This window comes from Paenibacillus sp. LjRoot56 (assembly GCF_964253335.1).
Taxonomy (GTDB): Bacteria; Bacillota; Bacilli; order Paenibacillales; family NBRC-103111; genus Paenibacillus_E; species Paenibacillus_E allorhizoplanae.
The window spans coordinates 1,218,444-1,237,694 of the sequence record NZ_CAXURV020000004.1; the positions used below are offsets into that span (position 1 = coordinate 1,218,444).

A 19,251-nucleotide genomic window follows, 5' to 3' on the forward strand; every position below is an offset into this window, starting at 1 on the left:
ATATTCGTGTTTACATCGTCGACTTGTGTCTATCTTAGCAAACAGGCCCACAGGTGTAAATCACTCGATTCATTCCTCTTGATAGATCTCGACAGCCCCCATTAATCCATAGGGCTGCAATCGATATGCCTGCGTATAATTTGCTTCATCCGGATGAAAAGACCACCAGTCCGCCCAGCCGCTATCATTCGGTCTTTCATGAAGAGGCCCTAATAAATTGCGTGGACTTCCGACTACTTCCATATCGATACGGTTTTGTCCTTGCACAAGCCAATTGGTCAACTCAACAGTACCTGCAGCCCGCCATGGAATCGCCTGTCGATGCGTCTCATTGACGGTTACCAGCAGTGTAACTGCTTCATAGTCCCCTAGCTTTAGCATAATTCGTTTGCCATTACTAATGTCTGCCTCCAAATCGTAATGATAGATCATGCTTCCGCAGTAGTGAGGGTACCCCTGTTTCGTCCAATCCCCAAGCGCAAGACGCGTTGGTTCAAGAATGAGACTACGATCGTGATCGAGGGCAAAATCACCAATCAAGAAGGCATTCTCCACTTCCATGTCATGCGTATAAGCGCAGCGAATCACTAGTTCATTCTCACCTTCACGCAAGGAGGGCAGCTTTAAAGATGACATTGATCGATCCAGAAACCAGCCGTCCGGCTTTCCCGGAACCGGATGTCCGTTTAATTCAACATGAAATCGCTCCAGCTGCTCGAAAACGAGTTGCGTATCTGTCTTCGGCGTGTTCTTCACATGAAAAGTAAAGCGAAATGCAACCGAAGTGCCGTCCGATGCATGTGGCTCGTGTATCCAGAAATGTCTTTGAAGCTTTCCGTTCGCATAAACGGGCCGCATGCCCAACTGCTGCCGAACCGCTTGCTGTGCTTGCCACACTTCCATTGTGTCCGACCAAGCTGCTTCTCCCAGCCGGTATTGGCAAGCGTCCATGACGAGGGCGTTCGGATGGGTTCGGGAAAAGCTCGTAATTCCCTCCATTTTCGTCAAAAGTTTCATCCCCTGCCCCAGTGGACTATGCTTCTTCGCATTTGGCAGAATTCGCTTGCTTACTTTGGAGATCACATACAGCTTGGATTCCGCAGGACCGAAGCATGCCTCAAAATGCAGGTAACCGTTGTTAGCTTGCGCCTGCTTTGCGATGACCTCTCCTGATAGCAGATCCCATTCTTCGACCCCTCCGCTTCCTTCGATCCCAACCTCCACTTCATATGAAGCTTCGCGATCATTGTTCACGACGAAGACGATCGTACAATCCGGCAGCTCGCGCCGCATGTACAAGAGTCGTTCGGCTTCCTCTCCGCTTGATGCCGTAAGACGCACAGTCCGCGGGGCAATCTGCTCTATTTCAAGAATCAGTTCGTTCCAACTATTCCTATGCTTAAAACTGTGATGGCCAGTTAGAAGGTGCAACTCGTTAGATGGCTCCGCATCCAGCAAGGTCGGAACTTGGCCATAAGCCAGAACGACTCCCCCAGCATCCATAAACGTCATCAATAGCTTTAAGGTTGACTGAAGTAAATTGCTCAGGGAAGGCAAAATAACAATGGGATAGCTTGCCTGACCGATGCCGAAGCACCCCTCAACCACAAAGCCGTCTTCTTGCATACAAAGCTCATCGCCTAAGTCAAAATCAACATGCTGGCCGAGCAAATGCTGAACAAAAGCATTAAACTCACGGTTATAGGCGTTAAGATTTTCGATATTACCGCCATCGTTACGCCATTCATTCGCTTTCACATCGCAACCGAGCTGCGACCATACGGTTGTCGATGGATGAATGACAAGAACATCTCTTCGGACACGCCCCTCGCTTAGGACTGCACCCAGCCGAGCAAAATACTGTTCCATCACATGATTATGCGGCCACCAATTCGTATTGTAATTAAATGAAGGTGGATAATCCCGTTTTCTGCATCCTCGAAGTGTGTACAGGGACAAATGGTAGGTCATGAGGTTGACCCCAAGGACAAATTGCCAATCGCCGATCCATTTGCGAGCCTCGAACGTTAATCCCCATCCCGTTACACCGTAGGTTTCCGTGATCACCCTTTTCTTGCCATATTGATTCGCGATGCTCGATACGTGCTTGACGCCCAAACTTTCGTCCGTTTGTTCGCAGAGGATGTCGATGCCAGGGATGTCCATATAGCGATAATTCGGCATGAGCGCGCCTTGATGCCTGACTGCGCCAACCAGATCTGCCTCATCGCAGAAATGGCCTGTAAATGCAAGAGCGTTTTCCCTGCACCAATCGCCGATTTGCTTCGTAAAAGACTGGCAGAACAACACAGTTACCGTTTTCCAATAATCGAAACGGACTTTAGCTGAAGGCGCCCCGTGATAGTAGAAATACGGCAGCGCATCCCAAATGTCGTAGCCATTCTTTTCCGCAAAAGCTTGCGGCAATTCGTCCGACCACGTAATCCAGGTCATCTCTGGTGCTTTAAGCTCCTCCTTAAAACCGAGCAAGCTGGGTTCATCCGTAAAAATCCCAGGTACTGTCCGACCGAACTCCCCTCCAACCGCAGCCTTATAGGTCTCATACGTCGTCTCGATGAAAATTCTGGTGGCTTCGGGATTCAAGTGATCCGGATACGTATCCCCATGGCACCATTCATTGGGGGCAGCGACGATTCGGCGAAAGATCAAGAATACCTCACTCTCAAGGAGGGTAAACGTATCCAAGGTTGGCGGTGTTAACCTCTCACAGGTTAACAGTCTATCGCCGGACAGCTGCGCACGGTAAACGGCTAGCACCTCATCATCCATATGCAAGCTATGAGAAACCGTGAGTGTTAAAGCTTTCGCTCGTACTGCATCGCCGCCTATACGCGGCACATGGCCTCCTCCCATCCCGGAAGAATAACGATCCTCATCATACAGCCATGCTTGAATACCTTCCGCTTTCGCTTTCGCTACGGAATCCTTCACCCGGTCCATAAATGCCTCGCCCATGTAGGGCGTCTCGAGACCTTCCCGCACATGCATCATAAATCCGCCCATGCCCTGTTCCTTAAAGCCCTCGATTTGTCGGTCCAACTCCTCCTGCTCCATGGTGCCATTCCAAGACCAGAAGGGTACAGATCGGCGCTCCACAGGAGGATTCTCAAATTTTTGCAACAATCCAGATTTATTCAATGCCATTCTCCCTTCACAGTTAAACAATTCATACACTACCTAGGCGTTAATCTCCGATAGTGACCCAGCGTCACTCTACCTAGAAGCTCTTGTCCGTTCACATAACGATACAGCTCATCTACGATGAAATCGCATAGCTCACGTTTGAGCAATCCATGAAAACCGCCGATATGCGGCAGACACAGGACGTTTGGAAGCGATAATAATTCATGATTCGCAGGCAGCGGCTCTTGATCATATACATCGAGTGCAGCAGATATACGTCCTGTACGAAGCACTTCCAGGAGAGCTTGTTCTTGTATGATTGGACCGCGCGCAGTATTGACAAGGAGCGAACCATTACGCATCCGCTTCAACTGCCCCTCTCCGATCATCCCTTGCGTGCGAGGCGTCCATGTATTATGAAGCGAGACAATGTCGCTGCGCTCGAACAGTTCGTTAAGCTCACAGAGCTCAACACCCCATTCGGCAGCCTCCTCTTCCGTGCAATAACTGGAATGCAGCAGCAATGTCGGCTGAAAGGGCTTCAGCATGCGTATGACATGCTTGGAAATTTCTCCAAAGCCGACCAGCCCGATCACTCTTCGCGTCACACCAAGAATCGTATCTCGGTTATTCTGACTCCACTGGCCCTGTTTGAGTCGGCTGTTAGTACCGACATGGTCCCATGCGCCTGCAAGAATCAAGGATAACGCACACTCGGCGGTAGATAGCGCGAGTACTTTATTCGCCGATGTGACAGTAATCGGCGTTTCAAAAACGTCTTCATTCACAATAGCCATCACACTCCCTGCACCATGGCCGATAAACTTCAATCGCTGCGCGCGTGACAGCACCTCAGAGGTGAACATCGGCGAACCCCAAGATGTGATACAGGCGTCATACTCATGAATTCGGTTAGCTAGCAGCTCGCTGGCGAATCTCTCATGGAGTGGAACGAAATCCACATCCGTAATGCCGGCTAACTTCTTCATCGTTGTATCCGACCAGAATAATTTGCGCAGACCTTCGTCAGCAATAGTCACTAATGTTTTCACAGATAACTCCCTCGTTTCTTCAGACTCTGACAAGCATTGCGCATAAATGCAATGTATAAAGGAAACACAATCTCCGGCGACATACCGGGAATTTGCAGTTCCTTACGCCATTTGGTCTCCCACTCCAGAGAATAGCATCCCCTATAACCCGCTAGTTCCAGCTGCTGGATAATAGTTTTGATGGGGACCTGACCCTCTCCCACTTTGGTATATTTCCAGCTCAGCTCCATCGGATCATCAAAGGGAGTACCATCTTTTATGTGAACATGAGCTAACTTTGAACCAAGCAGAGCGATTGTATCCAGCGGCAGTTCATCTTCCTCTAGCGGATGAATGATGTCATAAATAACCGCACAATTGGAGCGATCCACATCTTCCAGCAGCTTCTTCAACGATCTCCCCGTAGCAAATTCATTATGAGTTTCGACCCAGACCTGGACATTGTAAGCGCCTGCATAATCACAAGCTTCTTGAACGCTTTTCACAATTTGAGGGTAATGAATGGCCGGAACGGAATGATCTCTACGATTACGAAAGTAGCCTAGGAAGACCCGCACGCCCCTAGCCTTTAAATCACTGGCAAGTGAGGCGACCTTTTGAAACTGATTCAACTGTTCTTGATCTCCTTCATGGCCAGTGAAGCATACGCTTGAACCGATATTGCTAATCCTTAACTCTGCCTCTTCGAATTTCTGAACCGTTAATTGTCTCTCTTGAGCGTTCATCTCAGCTGAAATTCCCCAGTTCGTTCCTTCCCGCAGTTCCATTGTGCTAAAGCCGCACTTCTTCGCTAGCTGAATCATATCCTCCAAGGACCAGCCATCACAGGGCAGCGTGCTAAAAGCCAACCTCGTCATGCGTCATACCTCCTCTCGCTATAAGGATCATTATGGCAGGACCGAATAGTATCCGCTTTCCCTTTTCCACGATTTCTTTGAACAAATCAACGATTCCATGTATCATAAAATAGAAATGCAGGACAATTGAAACTCGCGGAGGTCTATATGTCCGATTATCCGATCTATGCTACCAAAGAAATGCTCGACGAAACGTTTCCCTTCAAAATAGAAATTCGCAGGCCGCATTCCATGAATCGCATCCTGCATGCGCACGAGCATCTCCAACTTTGCTATATGCTGTCTGGCAGTTGCCTACATTGGGTGGCTGGTCAGCAATATGTGCTCACAAAAGGTGATCTATTCTCGATCCCCCCCTATCAGGAGCATCGCTTGGAGATCCGCGAATCGATGGATTTCGTGATGATCCAGGTCGATTTTATGCCCCATGCACTCAATGACAGCCTTCGCGATTTGGCGCATATGGAGACCTTTGTTGATTTCGCATATATTAGGCCTCTTATTACCGACGCGGACTTGCTGCCCAAAATGACACTTCCTCCTCCTACGCAAACGGTGGTTGAAAGCCTTCTCCATGTCATTCTCGCCGAATGGGAGTCTCAAGAAGAAGGTTACCGGCTGGCGATTAAAGCCGAACTGCTCAGACTTCTCGTCATTACTGTCAGACAATATAAACGGTTTATCCACTTGCAAAGTCATCAGGATAGCCACAGAGTAGCCTTGCATAGAAAAGCTTTCTATGAGGCAATTCATTATATGGAGTCGCATTACCATGAGGAGCTTCATTTGGAAGATGTAGCAGCCAAAGCGTTGATGGCCCCTTCGTATTTCAGTCATATGTTGAAACTAGTTAGAGGCAAAACTTATATCGAGTTCTTAACGGACATTCGCATTCTGTCAGCCATGGCACTGCTCAAAGATACCGATTTGAATGTGACTGAAATTGCTGCACAGGTCGGCTATAATCACATCAGCCATTTCAATCGAACGTTTAAAAAGTATACGGGCATTACGCCGGGAGATTACCGGAAGCATCAAACGTAAGAAGAAACCAACTGGTTAGTTCCATAATGTACAAAGAGCCGTTCCTCAGGTCACTTCAGACCTAATGGGACAGCTCTTTTTCTTTTCATGCTAGTTACTTACAACCTTATGATCTGTGGCGTATTCATCTCCCCATAAACTTAACATTTCATTACTTATATAAATTATTGAATGTTATCCATAGAAATGTGGATTTAATTTCCTAAGGATTATCGGTATGATGAGGGCAATAACAAGAACGAAACGAGGAATTCACGATGGAGCTTATGATGAAAAAAATAAGTAGAAGCCGGTATTTATTACTATTATTTTTGCCCTGTTTTGTTTGGTATGTCATGTTCAAATATTTCCCCATGTTCGGTATCGTGATATCTTTTAAGAATTACAATTTATACAAGGGCATCTGGGCAAGTGATTGGGTAGGCTTCAAATACTACCTGCAGTTCTTCAAAAATCCGGATTTTTTCATCCTCATGCGAAATACGTTTTTGTTAAGCTTGTACAAATTAATAGTAGGTTTCCCAGCGCCAATTATCTTGGCACTTCTTTTAAACGAATTAACACACAAGCTGTTTAAGCGGTTTGTCCAGTCCGTCAGCTACCTTCCACATTTTATTTCGAATGTCGTCGTAGCGAGTATGGTGATCATGTTTTTGTCCCCCTCTAGCGGGGTCGTGAATCGCATGATTGAAGCCTTAGGCTTTCAACCTGTCAATTTCATGGTAAAGGCCGAACTATTTCGCCCCATTTACGCTTTATCCGAAATCTGGCAGCACGTTGGATGGGAAACGATCATTTACTTAGCCGCACTAACCGCGATTGACCCGATGCTCTATGAAGCTGCTGAGATCGATGGCGCCTCTCGATGGCAAAAAATGAAAGCAGTAACACTTCCAGGAATTATGCCTGCTATTGTCATTATCTTGATCCTGAATGTCGGCCATGTACTAGAAGTTGGTTTTGAAAAAGTATATCTGCTCTCCAATCCTGCCACTTACGAAACAGCTGATATTATTAGTACTTATGTCTATCGCGTCGGTTTAACACAGGGAAGCTTCAGTTATGCTTCGGCAATTGATTTATTTACGGGAATCATCAGCCTCATCTTAATATTAGGTACCAATTATGCGAGCCGTAAATTCGGAGACACAAGTTTATGGTAGTAGGAGGACTATGAATGAGAATAAAAATCAGCTTGTTTCAAATTGTTAATTTCATCCTGCTAGCCGGATTAATCTTCAGTACACTCTACCCCTTTATCTATATGGCTGCAGTGTCCCTAAGCTCAAACAATTACGTTTTACGGGGCGAAATCACATGGTTTCCCAAAGGACTTACCTTGGAAGTTTATAAATTAGTACTGAATGACCCGCGTATTCTGCAATCTTACATAAACACGATCCTTTACGTCATTGTCGGTACGAGTATTGCCTTACTCATTACTTCGATGGGTGCCTATGCCATGTCCAAGAAAGAAATGGTCTTTTCCAAAACGTTTACGTTCATGATCATTTTCACAATGTTCTTTAGTGGCGGTTTAATCCCTACCTTTCTCGTACTCAAATCATACGGCATTATGGATTCGATCTGGGCCATGACATTGCCAGGAGCTGTGAGTACATGGAACTTGTTGGTGATGCGAACCTTTTATGCGAATATTCCCACGGAAGTAGAAGAATCCGGAAGAATGGATGGTTTAACAGATCTAGGTATTTTCTTCCGTATCGTCATGCCGCTTTCCAAAGCTGCGTTTGCAACAATCGGCATGTTCTATGCCGTAGCGCTTTGGAACAACTTTATGCTCCCTTTGCTTTACTTAAGAGATGCAGATCTATTTCCACTACAAATTATCCTCCGAAATATCGTTCTTGCCGGTCAAGTCACCAGCTTAGGCGGTGATGTGGAAATTGTAGATGAATCCTTAAAATATACGGTTATTATGGTTTCAACGGTTCCCATTCTCTTGGTCTACCCATTCCTCCAAAAGTATTTTGTACAAGGAGCTATGATTGGTGCAGTCAAGGGTTAATATAAAAGGTATATTACTCAAAGGGAAAATTAAACAAAAGGGAGTGCTCGAATGAAAATCAAAGCAGTTTCGAAAGCAGTGGCAATCGGCTTAATTACCTCATTAGCAATTTCCTCACTTGTGGCATGCACGTCCAAGACAGAAACACCGTCCACAGGAGATGGTGCAACGAATGCGCCAGCGACAGCAGGCCAAACGAAGAAAACCTTTTCGATGATGGCAGAATCAGCAGCAACATGGCCTTATACAAAGGACTGGTTAATCTGGAAGCTGATTGAGGAGAAAACTGGCGTTACGATCGATATGCAAGTGCCTGCTGGGAAGCCAGAAGATACGATCAATTTAAATGTTGCATCCGGCAATATGCCTGATATTACTTTTATGACAAACCTTACGCTAGCTAATAAATATGGCCAACAGGGTGCTCTGGCTAACATTCTAGACTATAAAGACCAGATGCCTAATTTCAAAAAGTGGATGGACAAATATCCGGATATTGCGAAAGCCAATATCGCAGCTGACGGAAAAATGTATCTCTTCCCTAACGAAGGGTTCGGAGAAACCAACCGTATCATTTGGTTGTACAGGGAAGATGTTTTTAAGAAAAACAATTTAGCTGCGCCTAAAAATTATGACGAGCTCTATACCGTTCTTAAGAAGCTCAAGGAACTGTATCCGAAAAGCTATCCTTTAACGTTCCGTACAGGTTCTAATGGCGGCATCTTCTCTCACTTAAGTCCGAACTTTGCTACCAATGAAGGGTATTACACTGATGAGGCTACGAAAGAAGTAAAGTACGGCCCAATCGAAGAGAACTACAAAACCATGGTGTCTTACTTATCCAAATTTTACAAAGAAGGGCTCATTCCACCCGATTGGTTAACGCTTGAAACGAAACAATGGCAAGATCAGATGTCGACAGACCAAGCCTTCATTACCATTGATTATATTGGACGAATTGACTTTTTTAATAAAGCGCTAAGAAAAGATAATCCTGCCTATAACTTAGCCTTCATGGCACCACCAGCTGGCATTCCAGACGGTAAGCAGCAAAACCCTTATACCCAGATTGTAGAATCAGGTATGACCGTCTCTTCTAAATCCAAAAATGTAAAAGATGTTATGCAATTCATCGACTTCTTCTATTCCGAAGACGGTAAAAATATTGCAAGTTGGGGTAAAGAAGGCGAAACGTACACACTCGATGGCGCAAAGAAAAAAATGAAACCGGACTTTATCGATGTTGCCGATTTACGTAAGAAAACAGGTTTAGCGACGAACGGAACGTACACGTGGATTGATTATGATGCACATTTATCCATGGCTACACCAGAATTACAAGCAGCTTACGTTGAAGCAAGAAAGTATGATGGTCCGTACAGACCACAACCGTCTTATAATGAAAAAGAATTCGAAATCATGTCAACAGTCGGCACAGCAATTGATAAAAATCGCAGCGAATCCATAGCTAAATTTATTCTTGGAACAGCAAGCATGGATGATTGGGCTAAATACGTGGATGGCGCGAAGAAGTTAGGTGTACAGCAAATTATCGATACTTATAAGGCTGCTAAAGCTCGTGCTAGCAATGTGAATTTAAAATAACCTGCATAACAAAAACGGAGCCCGTGAACTCATGGAACTCCGTTTTTGTTATTTCCTAATTATTATCACACGTATTACGGCATACTCACCGTTTTTATCGCTCGCTTGATTGGAAGTCCTTCCAACCAAGGTGAATCGGCTGACAATACATAGTCGGACCGATGAATTTCATCAAGTGCGGCAAGAAGCTTACCTTTCTCCGGTGCCTTCATCGTGAAACATAGCTGCATGGTAGGCTTCTCGAGGCTATTTCCGGTTATTTCAACATCAGGGATCATTTTCATCTTCATGATTTGAATGCCTTGATCTCCTAATGCGGATGCGATCTTGCCGAGAACACCTGGATGATCCAGTACCTTAACGGTAATCTCATGGACACGACGGTTTCTTAGCAGGTATTTCTCCCATTTGTTCAATAATAGCAAACTAACTAATGCCAAGAACGTGCACAACACAGCAACAAAGAAAAACCCGGCTCCGACACATAGGCCAACTGCAGCCACAACCCATACGGAGGCAGCCGTCGTGAGCCCACTGACAACGGAGCCATTCCTTAGAATGGCTCCCGCTCCAAGAAAACCAATACCACTGATGACCTGTGCTGCTAGCCTTGCTGGATCCGCACGCACATTCGATTCATTGACGAATTCCGAGAACCCATAAATGGATAGAAGCATGATCGTGGTAGAACCCAAACAAACTAAAATATGCGTTCGAAATCCGGCAGCATGGTTACTCCATTCCCGTTCTAATCCAATTAATCCACCCAGCAGTGTAGCGATCAACATCCGAATTAATAGATCTAGGTGAGAAATATGCCAAACACTGGAGATTACCGTCATAACCTTCCCAGTCCTCCCTTAAGCCAATGAGATTTGAGCTAAAGTTACCCCTTTTTCTTCTGCTAATTGTTTAGCACGATCCAGGCGTTGCCCATATAAATAGGGTTCGTTAGCGCAGCCATCAACGTCATATCGACCTCTTGGAAATACCGCCAAACTTCAGCACGTATAAATGTCGTGCCCTGTGCGTCGATTTGGATCGCAAGAACGCCATCTGCCAATACGTCAACTTCCTTTTCCAATCCGCGATTGCTAATCAATTTCACCGTATCTCCGATTTTCAGATCCTCGGCTGTGAAAGAAACCACCTGGCTAGTTTCCCCAACAGGGACCACATCTCCAACCATATAGACACCACATTTCAGCTGTACAAAAGGACCTTCTGGCGCATACGTAATGCAAACATGACCCCGATCAATCCCACCCAAAATGCCATCAACGGTTTTCTCAGAAGCGTACACCCATGTACAAGGCATGGCATGCTTCACATACGGATCTGGGCGATGCGTATCACTGCCGCCAACGGCAACAAGTCTTTTGCCCGAGACCAATTGATCATGCCACCATTGCATGGCTCTCGCATTCCGGTCTGCAAACGGCCCATTCCACACTTCAACCCAATCATGAGCAACATTAAAATCCCATTCCCATGGGCAAAACTCGCAATGCGGGTGATTGATAACGATTTTCGCGCCACTTGCCCGTGCTTCAGCAATCTTAGCCTCGACATCTTCCTGCCCTTTCACTCGAAAATCAAGGATGGGATCAACGACGCCAAGAAAATTACTATGGCCGAAGTTCGTTGTAAACTCCATGCCCGGTATCATGAGAACATTCGTATTTCGTGGGTACGTCAGGTTTTGGCTGACGGTATTGTGATCTGTCATGGCAATAAAATCGCAGCCGAGCTCTTCCATAATGGCCGCATTTTCTTCTAGCGTAAACGTACCGTCACTATTCACGCTGTGTGTATGCAGATCTCCTTTAAGCCAACGAGGCATTTTAAACAGAAATTGGATGGTAACATGAACCGAACAACCTTCGTTCGGCACCTTGTAGGCGTTATGCAATACCGCCCAGTTACCTGGCGTTAAGTCGCCAGACATATAACCAGGCGTAGCTTTTTCCAGTCCAACTTGAAACTGTTTGCGCGCGCCTCCACTCCAACCTCTTACTCTCATCGTGTCCCTCAGCCCCAGATCAATGATTGCCTTTTGTTTACCATGCGATTCAATCGAATACGAAACCACTAGCTCCTCAACGTGCTCAGGCATCTCAAAAGGTACTTCGATATAAGCACTTTGCTCGGAATGAGCAATTTCGCGCGTAATTGTCATAACTGAACGGTTTCTATTTTCAGGTTTCATCGTTTATCTCCTTGATTGGCGCCATTCTAGGGTAGGCGCACAGCTGCAATAATGGGGTAATGATCGGAAGGGTAGCCCCCTCCAATTTGCCTTCTATCGACGATTGTTTCTACCAGCTCTATCTCCGGTGATACGAAGATATAATCAATAGGCGCTTCATCTGCTCCACCTTTAAAATCGTGCGCAGTCCGACCTATCTCTCCTTCTAGAAGAGAATACGCGTCTCTCAACCAACCTTTAGGTCCTTCTTCCTTAGATTCCCCGCTTAAATAACGGATAGTAGCATTACTCGGATGACTATTCATATCTCCCATAAGAATAACCGGTAGCGGTTGGTTAATCTGATGCATGGCGATGTAATCCCAAATTACCTTCACACCGTTTTCTCTAGCTTCCTGGCTGCGGTGATCCAGGTGCGTATTGTAGACAACAAATACTTTATGGCTGCTCTTGTCTTTGAATCGAATCCACGTGCACATTCTGGGGAACATGCTGTCCCAGCTTTTCGTGGCGACAACTTCTGGTGTATCCGATAGCCAGAAATGCCCTTCTTCAAGAACTTCAAGTTGATCTTTTTTATAGAAAATAGCATTATGCTCATCCTCGTGTTCGCCAAACCGACCTGTACCGATCCAATTGTAGGCCGGCAGCTCTTTATGAAGCTCCTTCAGCATGTCATAATACCCTTCTTGTGTACTGAAAATTATGGGGTCGTGTGCTTGGATGGTTTGAGAAACACGCTTAACACGATAAGGCCATGCATTTTCCCCATCCTTCGGCTCGTTGTATCGCAAATTGAAAGTCATGACCTTCCCTATCATCTCACTGCACCTCTTTTTCAATTATTCTTTGACAGAGCCTAGCATAATACCGTGGATAAAGTACTTTTGCAGGAATGGATAAATAATTAGAATCGGCACCATAGATACGACGATCTTGGCCGCATTGAGTGTTTTGTCCGAAACCTTCATTAATAATTCCAATTTGGAGGAATCCAGCTCCAACATCGCATTCTGACTCACAACGAGCTGCTGAATATACGTTTGCAGCGGATAATATTCGGCACTACGCATAAAAATCATCCCGTCAAAGAAAGCATTCCAATGACCAACAATACTGAATAGGGTAACGGTTGCCATGGCGGGCAATGAAAGCGGCAGATAGACACGAATCATCATGTACCATGGTCCTGCTCCATCCATGTAACCTGCTTCGCTAAGCTCCTTCGGCAAGTTACGGAAGAAGTTCATTAACAAGATTACGTTAAACACGGGTACAGCACCTGGCAGTACCAGTGCCCAGATCGTATTAAACATCCCTAAGGACTTAATCGTTAAATATAAAGGAATAATGCCACCGCTAAAGAGCATCGTGAATAACATAAACCACATATAGATGGTCCGATGCGGGAATTCCTTGTTACTTCGAGACAATGGGTAAGCCATCATGACCGTTAAGACGAAGTTAATGCCACCGCCGAGTAATACCCGTTTGACAGAGACTAGAAAAGCATTAAAAAAGTGCGGCTCTTCCAAAATTTTACGATAAGATTCCAATGTAAATCCAACAGGCCAAAACTTGACAAGGCCGCCTGCCGCTGCAGCGTTATCACTAAACGAGACAGAGAATACGTGTACAACAGGTGCAAGCGACATGAACGAGATAAGCAGCATAACGAAGATGAGAATGGCTTCAGCTACCTGAGCGGATAATGTTTTATTACGTACCATGAGTATTCACCTGCTTCATTAGAAAATTCTGTAGTTTGCGTATTTATACGCTATTTTGTAAGAGAGGATAATGAGTATGAATCCAATCATTGATTTCAAAAGTCCGACGGCCGTTGCTAAGCCATATTGTGCCTGCACGAGCCCAACCCGGTAAACATACGTATCAATAATATCGCCTGATTGGTAAACAAGCGGATTATACAAATTGAAAATTTGATCAAAACCTGCATTCAGAATGTTACCAATGCTTAAGGTAGCCAACAATACGACGGTAGGAACCAAGCTTGGCAAGGTCACATACCATAACTGCTTCAAGCGATTAGCGCCATCCATTTCAGCCGCTTCATATAGCGACGGATTAATGCCAGCTAAGGCAGCTAAATAAATGATGGCAGCAAATCCAAATTCCTTCCAAATATCTGAGCTAACCACAATGGAAGGGAACCAACTGTTTTTTGCCAAAAACATGATCGGTTCGAAACCAAACATTTTCAACGCACTGTTGATAATGCCATCCAATGACAACATATCCATTACGACACCAGCTAAGATAACCCAAGAAATAAAGTGAGGGAGGTAGACCACTGTCTGCACCCATCTTTTGAAAATATGAAAGCGAATTTCATTCAGCAATATGGCAAAAGTAAGTGGAACAATGAGATGCGCAATAATTTTACATACGGCGATAAATACGGTATTAAAAAAAATTGTTTTACTGTCTTCCAGCTCAAACATATATGTGAAATTTTCGAGCCCAATCCAGGGCGAATCCCAGATCCCCAAACCAATCTTAAAGTTTTGGAACGCAATGGCGATTCCGAACATCGGAATGAGGTGAAAAATAATAAGAAGCACAATTCCCGGTAAGAGCATCAAATGATAGTGCTTATAAAATGATCTAATATTCATTAGCTATACACCTCTGTTCCCATCATGATTGTACAAAAAGCGCACCACCAATCGGTTAGGCGGTGCGCTCTTGGCTATTTCATGTTTACTTTTTGGATTTAGTCAGTTCTTCCGTAACTTCTTTCGTAATTTCGTCGCCGCCTTGCGCTTTCCAATCGGTTACGAACTTATCAAAGGCTTCTAGCGGCTTCTCGCCCATTACAATACCGAAGAACGTTTCTTTCTCCAGCTTTTGCAGATTAGCCCATTTTCTTTCCATCGTTTTCGTGTTTGCTGTAAATTCGCTATACACTTTATTCATGTTTTGTTTCAACAAATCGGCAGGTGCTGTGTAGCCATAATAGCCAGACCAATCTTTCAAATCCGCTTTCGGTTTCGCTTTATCGCGCGTAGCTTTATCGAACATTTCTTTCATTTCTGGACTCAGCTCTTCAGGTTTGGTTTGACCACCCATTGCCTTTTTCAGCATATCTGACTTTCTTTCTACCGCATCGGCAAAATCGAAGGTCGCGTTCCCAATTGGCCAGTGTTCTGCACTTACTGAGAAATCAAGCTTCAATGCATCCGGGTCTACTTTACGTTGCGCATTGATAAAGGTGTTTGCGTAGACCATTGCGGCTTCAGGGTTTTTCATGCCTTTCTTCACAACGATAAACTGTGTACTCACTGGCACCATCATTGTATTTACTGTGCCTTTCGCATCAGGGATCAAATAGGGTACGAAGTCAGCCTTTGGATTGAGCTTCATCGTGTCAGCTGCTAAACCGCCGGACCACCATGGTCCGAAGAAAATCCCCGATTTGCCAGAAACGATATTCTCGTTCGGCTCTTTACGCAGTGCGAATTCTTTATCAATCGCGCCAGCGGCATACATATCACGCAGCTTACTGAGTGCTTGTTTCGTTTCTGGTGTGATCGAAGCATAGACAACCTTGCCTGAGCTATCTTTAATCCAGTTGGAAACGCCTTCAACACCACCGGATGGATACGCACCGAACGCTTGGAAAATACCTTTGAAATCCCCACGTTGTGCTTTCCCGTTAACTGCGAGCGACTTCTCATACCCAGCAATACCCATCGTATCCGGTTTGCCATTACCGTCTGGATCTTTCTCGACGAAAGCTTTGGCAATTGCGGTTACATCGTCAATCGATTTCGGAGGTTGAAGCCCCAATTTATCCATCCAATCCTTACGCACCCACACCATACTTGCCGCATCGGCTTGCACGCTGATGTTCGGTATTCCCATTAATTTACCCTTATAGGTCGCTTTCTCAAGCGCTTTATTATTCGTTGAACCATACAATTCTTTGGCCAATGGAGAGGCATATTTCTCGTATACTTTGCTCAAATCCTCAATTTGGCCTGCTTCAGCTAAAGCTAGAAAGATTTGCTCATTCACAAGCATAACGTCTGGTAAGTCATTGCTCGCGATAGCCAACTTCATCTTCTGTTCGTGATCCTGAGGAGCAGCATACCAAAGAATTTTAAAGTTAATATTCGTTTTTTCTGAAATGTATTTCATGTACTGGTTGCTTTCCACTGTGTCACCAGCTGGCAGCTTAGCTCCAGGACTTAAACTTTTGAACGTGGTAACTTCAATCGGATTTGGCATCTTGAAAGGATCCACTTTCACATTGGAATCCGCCGACGATTGCCCACCATCCTTAGTCCCTGTGTTGTTTGAACATGCTGTCATCAGAACAGCGATTGCCATCATGGAAATTAGAGCTTTTTTATTCTTCATAATGCCCCTCCTCTTTAATTACCCTACACTTACATCTTAAAGAAAATGAAAGGCATTCGGGTTCAATTCCGTCTTGTGTTTAGGAGCAAATCGTCTCGTAATTGGCTACATGGAACTTCCAGTAGACGAAAGTGCACTTTTTAGGAGACGATTTGCGACCTCCTCTTCTAGTTATGACTGGCTCTTGCGAAACTCACCAGGCAGCATGCCCGTTAACTCCCGAAATACCTTACTGAAATATTTTTCATTCGGATACCCAGCCTGTGTGGCGATCCATCCAATGGATTTGTTCGTTTGTGTAAGCATGGCTTTCGCGTGATTCACCCGCACTTCACGGATAAAATCATTACACGTTTTACCTGCAATATCCCGAAAACAACGGCTGAAATAGCTGCGGCTCATATTCACCCTTTTCGCAATATCCGGCAATAAAAGGTCGTGTTGAAACTCCGCATGAATAATATCGACGGCTTTCCATACACTTGCATTTACTTCTGGAGAGTAAGGTCCCTCGTCTTCATCCGCAAGCGTGGTCACAGGAAGAGCTTGAACTTGTGTATCTCTAGTTCGCATATGTTGCTCTGCCATCTTGTTCACAATTCGCCTGAGAACCTCATCCATGTGCTCATGTTCAAGCTCGACCTTCGTTATGTAATCCAGTGCCCCCAAACGAAGTGCTTCCTGGATAAGTTCGAAATCCTGATGAAACGTCAAAACGACCATGCTGATGTCCTTGTACTTCTCTTTCACAGCCCTCATTAGATCAATACCCGACATGACAGGCATCGCTAAATCTGTGATGAGCAAGTCAACTTGATTGTCCGCAAGAAACTCCAAGGCTTTCTTACCATTCCCTGCTTCGCCTACAACTTCTAAATGATGCTCCCGCCATGGCATCATTGTAATGAAACCTTTACGTACCAAGTGATCATCGTCTACAACCATAACTTTTATCATAAGCCAACTCCTCCTATTGGAAGACGAAGAACGATCGTCGTCCCTGCACCGATTGTACTTTCTATATGAAAACTGGCTGCTGGTCCAAATTGGAACTTAATCATACGATACACATATTGAAGTCCAATGCCCATGCCTACCTTCTTTTTCTCTATCGTGTTTTCACTCATTAATTGCGTGATATCTTCCTCTGTCATGCCATCTCCATTGTCTTTCACTTCTATAATGACATGCGAGAAGCCATCTTCGATTACACTTACTTCAATCACACCATTGTCACCCAAGCCATGATATAACGCATTCTCTACTAGCGGCTGAAGAATAAATCGGGGAACTGCCAATTCAAGAGCTTCAGAATCTGCATGAATCTTCACATCAAAATGAAAATTATAGCGGATCCCTTGCAGCTCGACATAATTTTTCAGAGCCTCAATCTCATCTTTAATTCGTGCAGGTCCACCTTTACCTAGGTTATAATAGAGCACTTTATTCAACGTAGATACCAACCTGTCAATATCCTTCTGTCCATTGGCACGTGCCAGCCATCGAATCGTATCCAATGTATTATGAATAAAATGAGGATTGATTTGGGTCATTAATTTCTCAACCTCAAGAAAGGCCTTACTCTGTTCTTTCTGCTCAACCTCGCTGATGAGTTCAAAAATGCGACTTCTCATTTCTGCAAACTCTCTATAGATCATAGAAAACTCTGAGATTTGCGATTGTCTTCTAGGAAATACCTCATTATTGCTTTTGACATTGCGAATATCCGTACTGAGCAGGTTCAGCGGACGATACACAGTTCGCCAAATTAACCAGGCAATAAAGAAACTTGCGATTAACGTTAAAATGGCAAAAAACACAAACTGTTTCATCCATCTATATACTTCGAGGTTATAGACCGAATTGGGAACCGCAGACATCACTTTCCATGTTTGATTACTTGCTTCTTCGAACATCCGATATTTGCCTGTGATATCCTTATTCGAATCATCAGCGGCATACACCATTCCCACTGGGAAGTCTTCAGAATTCTCGCTATATACAATTTTTCCGTAATTATCCAGGATTAGATGCACCAAGTTACCGCCGAATTGATCATTATCTTTGAGAATACTTTCGGCCAATTTAAAATTCGTTTCAATATAGACATACACATCATCACGATCTGGCAGCTCTACTTTACGCAAAATCGAAAGCACTTGATTGCCATCAATTGGATTTAGAGACAGATGCGGTCCCATATACGTAAGTTTATCGAATTTGATGAGGACTGGAAGATTCTTAAGATCATGCTTATCATTCACACTAAAATTCTCAAATAGCACCTGATTGTCATTCTCAAAATAGTAAAACATCAAACCCAGTGTAGGGTTCGTAAAGTGAATCAATCCTAATTCACTTCTGATCTCGTCGTTCAATCTTTTCTTCTCATAGATATCAGCCGACAAATACGTTTCAAGACTTTTGCCCACTCTACCGTCAAAGGCAAGCTGCTGCGAAGTGTGATTCAACTGGCCTATGGTATCCTCCAACATAATTCTGACTTGATGCAAATTACTAAGGGCACCGCCCTCCGCCTTATTTTGCAAAATGGCATACATAGAGAAATAGGAAATGCTTCCAATCAAAATTAAAGGAGCAAGCGAGCTAATAAACAGAATTATGATGAGCCGAGATTTTAACGAATGCGGCTTTGGTGGTAACCCCAATTTCTTCCATCTAGTCATGATTCAGCCTCGCTTTGTTGTTATTTATTCTTGTCTTGCCTAGTATACAAAACAAATAAAGCGCTAACAACCGTGGTGGCATTTGGAATTTATACGAAGACGGTTAAAAAAAAGCAAGACCGATGTCCCCCTATGTAAGGGACATCGGTCTTTATAGTTTGACGCATTAACTCATTTCTCGTTCATTACAATAACCCGGCATCACTGAACGTCTGGTTTTGCGATCAATCGAATGTTT

The 19,251-nt window shown here is 44.5% G+C and carries 15 protein-coding genes; 4 read left to right on the forward strand and 11 right to left on the reverse strand.

The genetic code is table 11. The annotated features are described in order from the left end of the window. Positions 1-69: 69 nt before the first annotated feature. The 3 genes from ACSQ8O_RS31285 to ACSQ8O_RS31295 are packed head-to-tail and all read right to left on the reverse strand — an operon-like array spanning position 70 to position 5,053. Positions 70-3,165, reverse strand: coding sequence for a glycosyl hydrolase (locus ACSQ8O_RS31285; RefSeq protein WP_436244821.1), 3,096 nt, complete (start codon positions 3,163-3,165; stop codon positions 70-72). A gap of 29 nt (positions 3,166-3,194) precedes the next feature. Next, the gene (locus tag ACSQ8O_RS31290; RefSeq protein WP_436244822.1) at positions 3,195-4,196 is read right to left on the reverse strand and encodes a hydroxyacid dehydrogenase; all 1,002 of its coding nucleotides are present in this window, start codon (positions 4,194-4,196) and stop codon (positions 3,195-3,197) included. Continuing rightward, positions 4,193-5,053, reverse strand: coding sequence for a sugar phosphate isomerase/epimerase family protein (locus ACSQ8O_RS31295; protein WP_436244823.1), 861 nt, complete (start codon positions 5,051-5,053; stop codon positions 4,193-4,195). Before ACSQ8O_RS31295 ends, ACSQ8O_RS31290 begins: the two co-directional genes overlap by 4 nt. 147 nt (positions 5,054-5,200) lie before the next feature. On the opposite strand from ACSQ8O_RS31295, the gene ACSQ8O_RS31300 reads away from it, so the two are divergent. The 4 genes from ACSQ8O_RS31300 to ACSQ8O_RS31315 all read left to right on the forward strand — a co-directional run bounded on the left by ACSQ8O_RS31300 (position 5,201) and on the right by ACSQ8O_RS31315 (position 9,731). After that, complete coding sequence (locus ACSQ8O_RS31300) at positions 5,201-6,097, forward strand: helix-turn-helix transcriptional regulator (protein WP_056615221.1); 897 nt, start codon at positions 5,201-5,203, stop codon at positions 6,095-6,097. A gap of 266 nt (positions 6,098-6,363) precedes the next feature. Further along, positions 6,364-7,260 carry an ABC transporter permease gene (locus ACSQ8O_RS31305; RefSeq protein WP_436244824.1) on the forward strand — a complete coding sequence of 299 codons (897 nt, stop codon included), beginning with the start codon at positions 6,364-6,366 and terminating at the stop codon, positions 7,258-7,260. A 14-nt stretch (positions 7,261-7,274) separates the two neighbouring features. Continuing rightward, complete coding sequence (locus ACSQ8O_RS31310) at positions 7,275-8,126, forward strand: carbohydrate ABC transporter permease (protein WP_436244825.1); 852 nt, start codon at positions 7,275-7,277, stop codon at positions 8,124-8,126. Positions 8,127-8,177: 51 nt separating this feature from the next. Continuing rightward, on the forward strand, positions 8,178-9,731 hold the full coding sequence (locus ACSQ8O_RS31315; protein ID WP_436244826.1) for an extracellular solute-binding protein: 1,554 nt from the start codon (positions 8,178-8,180) through the stop codon (positions 9,729-9,731). Between the two features lie 74 nt (positions 9,732-9,805). On the opposite strand, the gene ACSQ8O_RS31320 is transcribed toward ACSQ8O_RS31315, so the two are convergent. The 8 genes from ACSQ8O_RS31320 to ACSQ8O_RS31355 form a co-directional block, all read right to left on the reverse strand. Further along, on the reverse strand, positions 9,806-10,573 hold the full coding sequence (locus tag ACSQ8O_RS31320) for an MgtC/SapB family protein (protein ID WP_436244827.1): 768 nt from the start codon (positions 10,571-10,573) through the stop codon (positions 9,806-9,808). A 62-nt stretch (positions 10,574-10,635) separates the two neighbouring features. Further along, positions 10,636-11,940: a CehA/McbA family metallohydrolase gene (locus ACSQ8O_RS31325; protein WP_436244828.1), complete on the reverse strand. Its 1,305-nt coding sequence runs from the start codon at positions 11,938-11,940 to the stop codon at positions 10,636-10,638. A gap of 26 nt (positions 11,941-11,966) precedes the next feature. Further along, positions 11,967-12,761, reverse strand: a complete 795-nt coding sequence (locus tag ACSQ8O_RS31330) for an endonuclease/exonuclease/phosphatase family protein (RefSeq protein WP_436244829.1) — start codon at positions 12,759-12,761, stop codon at positions 11,967-11,969. Positions 12,762-12,782: 21 nt separating this feature from the next. Then, the gene (locus ACSQ8O_RS31335) at positions 12,783-13,670 is read right to left on the reverse strand and encodes a carbohydrate ABC transporter permease (protein WP_436244830.1); all 888 of its coding nucleotides are present in this window, start codon (positions 13,668-13,670) and stop codon (positions 12,783-12,785) included. An 18-nt stretch (positions 13,671-13,688) separates the two neighbouring features. Continuing rightward, positions 13,689-14,579: an ABC transporter permease gene (locus ACSQ8O_RS31340; protein WP_056615237.1), complete on the reverse strand. Its 891-nt coding sequence runs from the start codon at positions 14,577-14,579 to the stop codon at positions 13,689-13,691. Positions 14,580-14,664: 85 nt separating this feature from the next. Further along, positions 14,665-16,326, reverse strand: coding sequence for an extracellular solute-binding protein (locus ACSQ8O_RS31345; protein WP_436244831.1), 1,662 nt, complete (start codon positions 16,324-16,326; stop codon positions 14,665-14,667). A gap of 171 nt (positions 16,327-16,497) precedes the next feature. After that, a complete protein-coding gene (locus ACSQ8O_RS31350; protein ID WP_436244832.1) occupies positions 16,498-17,283 on the reverse strand; it encodes a response regulator transcription factor in 786 nt (261 codons plus the stop codon). After that, positions 17,280-19,013, reverse strand: coding sequence for a sensor histidine kinase (locus ACSQ8O_RS31355; protein WP_436244833.1), 1,734 nt, complete (start codon positions 19,011-19,013; stop codon positions 17,280-17,282). The genes ACSQ8O_RS31350 and ACSQ8O_RS31355 overlap by 4 nt, the downstream gene beginning before the upstream one ends. Positions 19,014-19,251: the final 238 nt, after the last annotated feature.